The sequence below is a fragment of the Synechococcales cyanobacterium T60_A2020_003 genome (assembly GCA_015272205.1).
Taxonomy (GTDB): domain Bacteria; phylum Cyanobacteriota; class Cyanobacteriia; order RECH01; family RECH01; genus JACYMB01.
In genome coordinates this window covers 1-8,108 of the sequence record JACYMB010000303.1, presented here as the reverse complement: position 1 = coordinate 8,108, position 8,108 = coordinate 1, and the positions used below count along the sequence as shown (strand labels likewise).

Sequence of the window (8,108 nt, the reverse complement as noted above, 5' to 3'; positions counted from 1 at the left end):
ACGGACTCTCAGTGATGAACCGCTCAAACACTTCTCCTAAAATCATGGCTCAAACGTGGGTGTTAGACGTTTAGCTTTTAGAATAGAAGCCCAAAAGCCACTGATAACAAGGATGATAGAAAATGTTAAGAAGCTCTCAAATAACCTTTAGAGGGCTGGTCCTGTGGACTTAGATATCGATGTTTCAAACCGGAAATGGACACAGATTTTAGATCTGGAATCCGCGATCGAGCTGTTTAAGGTGTTCTACTCCCTTTGCCTCACCAGCGATGAGTTTTTCCGTGCCGTGGTCTCCCTCCAATTTGATGAAAACTTTGGGATCTACGTCAGCACCGTTACGGGCGATTACAACTGGAATCATGTCATTACCAATCGCCACCCCCTTGCGCCGAACAGTCCCTTTGCTGCCGCCCGAAATCTGATGCTGCACGGCATAATCACCGAGTACTTATACCACTATCTGGAACTGCGAGCGGCTAACGATGCACAGCAAAAATCTACGGTGCGGGAGAGTGCAGCCTGTCCGTCATAAATTGTGTGAGTAACAGAAACCGGAGCTCTTGGTTCTATTTTTAGAGCAGGTTACTATTAGAGGAACACCGCTCACAGGATACAGGCGTGGCAGCAGGCGAGTTTCAAGAACATAGCATTCCCTGGGAGATCCAGAAATTTTCCCAGCGGGTGGGTGAAGGGTTTGAAGGACTGTGGGGAGGTGGCCCCGATATCCCGAACCCTAGCGCTCCTCCTGAGTGGATTTCGCGCCTTTTATTTTGGATCATTCTGACGGGGATGGTGATCATCGTTGGGCGTTGGCTTTATCTGCTGCTGCGTCCCTACATGCGCCCGTTTTTAGACTCTCTCTTTCCCACTCAACTCCAAGCCTCTGAGGCTGTCACACCATCGCTGACCATGTCTGATTGGCTCACGCGATCGCGCCAAGCTCAGCAACGGGGACAGTACGGTGAGGCGTGTCATGCGCTCTATATGGCCGTTTTACATCATCTCGATCAGCAAAATCTGATTCCCCTCGATCCCAGTCGCACCGATGGCGAATATCTCTCGTTAACGTGCCACCTCGATCGCCCTAATCCTTATCAATTCATCATCCGCACTCACGAACGCCTCCGCTTTGGTCAAGCTCAAATCTCTGCGGAGGAGTGCGATCGCTGCTGGCAAGCTTACGATGAGTTAAATCGCCCATGAATAGTCGTAAGCGCTACGGGGTCGGACTTGCGCTGTTTGTGCTGGCGCTGCTTGCTCTGACCATATTCCTTGCTCCCCGGCAAAACAATCTGGGCACGGGTTCAACTTACAGTCGTAATCCCAGTGGCTACGGAGCCTGGTATGCCTACATGGGCGATCGCGGTACTCCTGTTGAACGGTGGGAAAAACCTACGGATGTCTTTTTAAGCACCTCAGAAAGCCGGAAGAAAGATCGACCTAAGACTCCAATAACACTCTTGCAAATTCAGACCGACTTTATGCCATCGCCATCGCCCATTGTTTACGATCGCGAATGGATTAGCCAAGGCAATGTTCTACTGCAGGTTGGGATGCGTACCCGTATAACCAACGCCCCCTTTCGGTCGGACATCGCCAGTCCTCAGGGAAAGGTCGTGATCGAAACGCGCCGCCGCCATTCCCTATCGTTTCCCCTCACCTATCAAGGTCTGGAGGAGGCCAAGCCTAAGGCATTACTCGAAGACCCGTATGGGGCGATCGCCTGGGAGGAAACGATCGGCAGGGGACGGGTCATTTTTGTCGTGACGCCCCACCTTGCCGCTAATGCGTACCAGAACGAGCCGGGAAACTTTGAATTCTTGGCAACGTTACTGGAGAATATTGGGCATCCGATTTACGTCGATGAGTATTTGCATGGTTATAAGGACGATGACACGATTACCGAAGAGACCGGGGGCAGTTTAGGGGCATATCTCTGGGAAACTCCGCTGTCAATCTTGGCTCTGCAAGGGGTAGGCGTCCTGATGCTCTTGATCTGGGGACTTAATCGACGGCTTGGCCCTGAGGATAAGCTTCGTCATCCTACCCAAGACAACAATCGCAGCTATATCAACGCCCTAGCCAGTATTCTGCTAAAAGCGAACTGCACCGATTTTGCCGTAGAAACGCTGAAAAAGGCTGAATTACTCAATGTGCAGCGATCGCTTGGGTTTGGAGATACGCCCCTGGAAACAGAAACGCTAAAGGCTGCATGGGAGGCACAAACGGGGCGATCGCCCGATGATCTGCATCCCCTGCTGTCCTCTTCACGTCCTGTGAGAAAATCAATGACCGAGGTAGAGCTACAGCAGTGGCTAGAGGCGATCGCCCAGATCCGCCATCATCTGCCCGAACGAGGATCGCCGACGCTCGCAAACGTCGAGGCACAACCCCAATCACACCCTGTTTTACGTTCTTAACTGTGGGAGTACGGTCACACTGTGGATGAATCAACAACAATCTTTGAACAATTAGAGAAAAGCCTTGGACAAATTGTCGTGGGGCAATCGGTTTTGATTCGGCAACTGATGGTGGCGCTGCTCTCTGGGGGGCATGTGATTTTGGAAGGAGTGCCGGGAACGGGGAAGACCCTAATGGTGAAAGCCTTAGCGCAGCTCATCAAAGCCGAGTTTCGCCGCATTCAGCTTACGCCAGATGTTCTCCCATCGGACATTGTGGGAACCAGTATTTTTGACCTCAACACCCGCAGCTTTACCTTGAAGCGAGGCCCAGTCTTTACCCAAATCCTCCTCGCGGACGAAATCAACCGCACGCCACCCAAAACCCAGTCCGCCCTCTTAGAGGCGATGGAGGAACAGCAGGTGACCCTTGATGGACAAACCCTACCCCTATCGGAGCTATTTTGGGTGATCGCCACCCAGAACTCGCTGGAATTTGAAGGAACCTATCCCTTACCTGAAGCCCAGCTCGATCGTTTTCTATTCAAGCTGGTGGTTGAGTATCCCGATGCCAAATCCGAGAAACAAATGCTCCTGGCGGCGCAAGCAGGACGGACAAACCGCCGCTCAGATTTGGCTAAAATTCCCCCAACTGCTATCGTCGATCAGGTTCTCCATGCTCGGAAAGCGGTGACAGCCGTTCAATGTGCCGACCCAACCTTGGATTACGTTCTGGCGTTGGTTCACCGCACCCGACAACATCCGGACTTAGCGTTGGGTGGCTCTCCTCGCTCGGCGGTGGCGTGGCTGCAAGCGAGTAAGGCTCATGCGTGGCTTTCGGGTCGAAATTTTGTGACCCCTGATGACGTTAAGGCGATCGCCCCTCCCCTGCTGCGCCATCGTCTGATCCTGCGTCCCGAAGCGCAGTTGGATGGCTTGAAGGTCGATGATGTAATTCGATCAATTTTGGGTCAGGTTCCTGTCCCGCGATAAATAATGGTGGTGGAATGGTTCTCCCAAGTCTGCAATCCCGATTGGCCCTATGCCCTTTTCTCAACCCGATTATGGGTACGGGCGGGTTTTGCTGTTGAACTCCGATACGCGTTAAGGGCTGTCTGCAACCCGCCCCTCCTTAGAATGGATCATAGATTCAGGACTTGATATTAATCATCTCGACATAAATACCCCCTCCGGCTATGACTATCTTCACCGTGCGATCGCTCAAAAAAGACTTTGGCATCAAGGAAATCCTGCGAGATGCTAGTTTTACCTTGGAAGAAGGGGATAAAGTTGGATTGATCGGCACCAATGGTTCGGGGAAATCTACCCTCCTGAAAATGATCGCCGGACTAGAGCCGATCGACGGTGGCGACCTGTGGGTCAACTCTGGTGCCAAGATTGTCTACCTGCCCCAACAGCCCGACCTCAACGACGATTACACCGTGCTTGAACAGGTCTTTGCCGATAGTGGTGAACAAATGGCGTTGATTCGGGAATACGAGGCGATTTCGAGTCGGCTTGCCCACGGTCAAGGCAACACCGATGACCTAATGACTCAACTTTCGCGCATATCTCAACGGATCGAAGCCGCCAATGCCTGGGAACTGGAAACTAAGGCCAAGGTCATCCTGAGCAAGCTGGGGATTGAGGATTTTGACGCTAAGATTGCCACCCTATCGGGCGGCTACCGTAAACGCATTGCGATCGCCACAGCCCTCCTATCCGAACCAGACGTGCTGCTCATGGACGAACCCACCAACCACCTGGATGCCCTCTCCGTGGAATGGCTGCAGAGCTATCTCAACCGCTATCCAGGTGCCGTGTTGCTCATTACCCACGATCGCTATTTTCTAGATCAAGTGACGAACCGCATCCTTGAAGTCGATCGCGGCGATCTCTATGCCTACTCCGGAAACTACGCCTACTACTTAACGAAAAAAGCGGAGGCTGAAGAATCCGCCCTCAGTAGCCAACGCAAACATGCAGGCGTGCTGCGGCGAGAGTTGGAGTGGCTCAAACGAGGGCCAAAGGCGCGTAGCACGAAACAAAAGGCACGGATCGATCGCATCCACAAGATGCAGGAACAGGAGTTCAAGCAGGCGCAGGGAAAAGTCGATATTTCCACCGTGGGACGTCGGATTGGCAAAAAAGTAATCGAGCTTCACAACATTTCCAAGGGCTACGACGGACGCACTCTGATTAAAGACTTCACCTATCTCTTCAATCCTGAAGACCGGATTGGGGTTATTGGCGGCAACGGCTCTGGAAAATCCACGCTCATGAACATCATTACCGGACGGGTTGAACCCGATTCCGGTACGGTCGAAATTGGCAGCACCATTCACATTGGATATTTTGATCAGTACTCTGAAGACGTGAACATCAACGAAAATCAGCGGGTGATCGAATATCTAAAAGGAGTTGCCGAATTAGTCAAAACTGTGGATGGCAGCGTGATCACAGCATCCCAAATGCTGGAACGGTTTCTCTTTCCGCCCGATCAGCAATACGCACCCATTCATAAGCTATCCGGGGGAGAAAGACGCCGCCTCTTTCTGCTGCGCGTCTTGATGCAAGCCCCCAACGTGCTGATCTTGGACGAACCCACGAACGATCTCGACGTGCAAACGTTGGGCGTGTTGGAAGAATATCTTGAAGACTTCAACGGCTGCGTCATTGTCGTATCTCACGATCGCTATTTCCTAGACCGCACCGTAGACACCATTTTTGCTTTTGAGGACGGTGGCGAAATCCGTCAGTATCCCGGCAACTACTCCATCTATCTCGATTTCCGGCAGGAAGCAGAAGAGGCCGAAGCCGAGCGAGTTCGAGACGCTACACCCACACCCCAAAAATCCAATCCTCGCTCCAAACCAAGCGACGATCAAAAATCTCGGAAGCTTACGTTTAAGGAAAAGCGGGAGTATGAGCAATTAGAAACCCGGATTCCAGAATGGGAAGCTGAGCGGGAGGCATTGGAAAAAGAGATGTATATCAACCCACCCAGCGACTATACGCAACTGCAAAAGATGACCGAGCGATTGGCCGAACTCACGACGACAATCGAAACGGCGACGGAACGCTGGCTGGAACTTGCGGAACGGGTAGAAGCTTAGACCAGGAATGATTTCTTCCCATAAATGAGGACAGGTACGGGCGGGTTTAGATGATAGACCTTGTTCCCTACCGGAGTTTGATTGCGAAACCCGCCCCTACGCCCCTTTCTCTTTTTCCACCCGCCAAGCGGTTTGGGAACCCAATTTCCCGGCTTTGACAAAAATCCAACTGCCTCGCTGAAACCTATTGCTATCTCGAGGACAGGACGGTTTCACACCAATTAACTGCTGAATTTCGCCACTCGTCAGTATCCATTGTCCAGCATAAGCCCGTTCCAGCACGTCCATGTACCACAGGGGATCGCTGGGCGGCGGCGGAATTGGCGTTAAGCTTGCACTGATATGTGTTAGAGCAGTGGCGATCGCCTCTAAATGGCGATTCATTTCGTCCATGGAGGGTGATCGATCGGTTCGTTCTGGTTCAGGATATTCCCTGAATTTCGGGGCAGGAGATGGGACAGGGGAAGCCAGGACTTCCGTTGGTGCTGCCTGCGCCGATGGTGCTACGGGTTCCGCCCAAAAGTCTTCTTCTTCAGGAGCCGGGACTTCAGGGGGAGAGGATGCCTGGGATTCTGGATGGAGGGGCGATCGCGCTTGCTGAGCTGCTTCAGGTGGAGTTGCCATCGAAGCACGAGAGGAGGACTCCTCAACTGGCTTTTGCTGGGTTAGCGGCTGGAACTCATGCTGTTGTAGCCAGATCTTGCTCAGTTCTCCGGCCCAAAATTGCAAATACTGAGCCGCATCTTGATCGCCTCCCGCCGCCAGTTGTCTCGCCACTTGGTGCATCGTATGGACGAGTCCCGGCCCAATCAACTCTTGATGCGCGGCCAATAACTCTCCTTCCTCCCCTTGCGGACATTCTAAAAGCGCTTTGATCAGCTCAATATAGGCTTGACTCTGCTCATCCTCACCAGCGGGTGGCACCGTTTGCGCCACGAATAAATGATGGATCTGACCCGCCAGATTGTGGAGAAACTTTGCTTCTTTTACATTCCCTTGACTGGCAAGTTGCGTGGCGACCTGTTCCATTACTTGCACCAGTTCGGGCGTTACTAAGGTTTCATGCTGGCGGAGGAGAATCCACTCTTCTCCACTGGGACAGGTTAGTAACTGCTGAATGAGGTTGATATAGGCTCGCAGGCGTTGTTGATTCATGAGCCACAGTACTCCACATCTCTCTACCTCCATCCTCCTCTGAAATGGAGGGTGATGGCGTAAACGTTAACGAAGCGTAGCGAATCAACGAAGTCATCCTGTCTTGTTATACCAATTCTCTAAAACCCTGCTACAGATTGAGGGGGTATGGGGGACTGATCCCTCATCAGGGGGTGCCCCCCTGAACCCCCATCTGTAACCCCAATTTTTGGAATTGGTATTTAGAGGATTCAAGGCAAGCTCTCGCAGGCAATGCCGTCGCGATCGCCATCTAAGCGGTGGGGATCTCCTGGAAAGGCGTTGAGAACGGCCTGAGCCTCTGCTTGAGTGGCAAAATCGGCACAGTCACAGTCTGACTGTACACACATCGGTAAGGAGGATGGTGACGGTTGCGAGTCTGGGGACGGGATGGATTGTGAAGGGAAATTCTCGATAGGAGGGGGTGCACCAACGCCAGACGGAGATTGCGAGGGAACGCCTCTGCGAAAATTCCACGGCATGATCGGGTTATCGTCTGCCCAAAAGCCAATCCGCGCAGATTGGGCGATCGCTTCTGCCTGAAGATAGAGGTCTTGGGTGTCTGCACAATTGGCCAAGTATTCCGGATAGACGACGGCAACCCCCTCTGAAACCAACCTTAAATTTATAGATTCCCCGTCCAAATACAGTTCAGCGACCGTGCGACCGTAGCGATCGCGTCCAACTTGGCGTACCTGTACGATCTGTCCCCGTGGTAGCATCTCAGCGAGTCGATCGGTTGCCAACCTTCCCCAAGGAACTTGGGTCGTTTCCGGCGCATCAATACAGGCCAGCCGAACCGTAATCACCGCATTCTCCAGATCAACTCTGAGGGTATCCCCATCGCCAACAGAAACAACGGTGGCTGTATCAAGAGCCCTCTCCGCAGCCATGGGTAATGTCGTATCAACGAACGTCGTTGAAAACGGCTCACGCGTTGGAGGCTGGGACGAAATCGGTACAGATGGGCTAGAGGAATTGTTGCAACTCAGCAGAAATAAGGCTTCTGAGAAAACGATCAATCTACAGATTACATCGAACGATAAACGCTTCATCCCCCCTCTGAGTCGGATACCAACCACGATATCTCTACCACGATACCGAATCTTTCTTTCTAAAACTCGACAGTTCATATCAAACAAATCAGACTCCCACGCCACCGAACTCAACGGTTCATTCCCAACCTTTCCCCTGCGCCTTCAGTCCCTTCAAATTATCATACTCAAGAACTAGAGATACCCCTAGAGTTGATGCAGCAAGGCTTAGAGATAGAAGCTCCATTTAGAAAGATTGATACCGTATGACAAGGAGATTGGGCAACTCTCTACTCTGATATCTTTTTTTGTAGATTCTTTGTAAGATTATGTGGCGTTGTTGCATGAAAGAGGGGTTGCGGGCAGGAGAGGCATGGTAAATTTCA

Annotated in this window: 6 protein-coding genes and 1 pseudogene; 5 read left to right on the top strand and 2 right to left on the bottom strand. The window is 52.0% G+C overall.

Annotated elements, in window-relative coordinates:
* The first annotated feature begins 160 nt into the window (after window positions 1–160).
* From IGR76_14935 to IGR76_14915, 5 genes and pseudogenes are all read left to right on the top strand, one after another.
* Window positions 161–532: pseudogene (locus tag IGR76_14935) on the top strand (hypothetical protein).
* 86 nt (window positions 533–618) lie between these two features.
* On the top strand, window positions 619–1,203 hold the full coding sequence (locus IGR76_14930) for a DUF4129 domain-containing protein (protein ID MBF2079770.1): 585 nt from the start codon (window positions 619–621) through the stop codon (window positions 1,201–1,203).
* Window positions 1,200–2,420 (top strand): DUF4350 domain-containing protein, encoded by a 1,221-nt coding sequence (locus IGR76_14925; protein ID MBF2079769.1) that lies wholly within the window; start codon window positions 1,200–1,202, stop codon window positions 2,418–2,420. Before IGR76_14930 ends, IGR76_14925 begins: the two co-directional genes overlap by 4 nt.
* Before the next feature lie 21 nt (window positions 2,421–2,441).
* Entirely contained in the window at window positions 2,442–3,392 is a 951-nt protein-coding gene (locus IGR76_14920) for a MoxR family ATPase (GenBank protein MBF2079768.1), read from the top strand.
* Between the two features lie 203 nt (window positions 3,393–3,595).
* Window positions 3,596–5,515, top strand: coding sequence for an ABC-F family ATP-binding cassette domain-containing protein (locus IGR76_14915; GenBank protein ID MBF2079767.1), 1,920 nt, complete (start codon window positions 3,596–3,598; stop codon window positions 5,513–5,515).
* A 96-nt stretch (window positions 5,516–5,611) separates the two neighbouring features.
* Here the strand turns inward: IGR76_14915 and IGR76_14910 are convergent, their stop codons facing one another.
* A complete protein-coding gene (locus IGR76_14910; protein MBF2079766.1) occupies window positions 5,612–6,670 on the bottom strand; it encodes a hypothetical protein in 1,059 nt (352 codons plus the stop codon).
* A 230-nt stretch (window positions 6,671–6,900) separates the two neighbouring features.
* Complete coding sequence (locus IGR76_14905; GenBank protein ID MBF2079765.1) at window positions 6,901–7,581, bottom strand: thermonuclease family protein; 681 nt, start codon at window positions 7,579–7,581, stop codon at window positions 6,901–6,903.
* Window positions 7,582–8,108 lie beyond the last annotated feature (527 nt).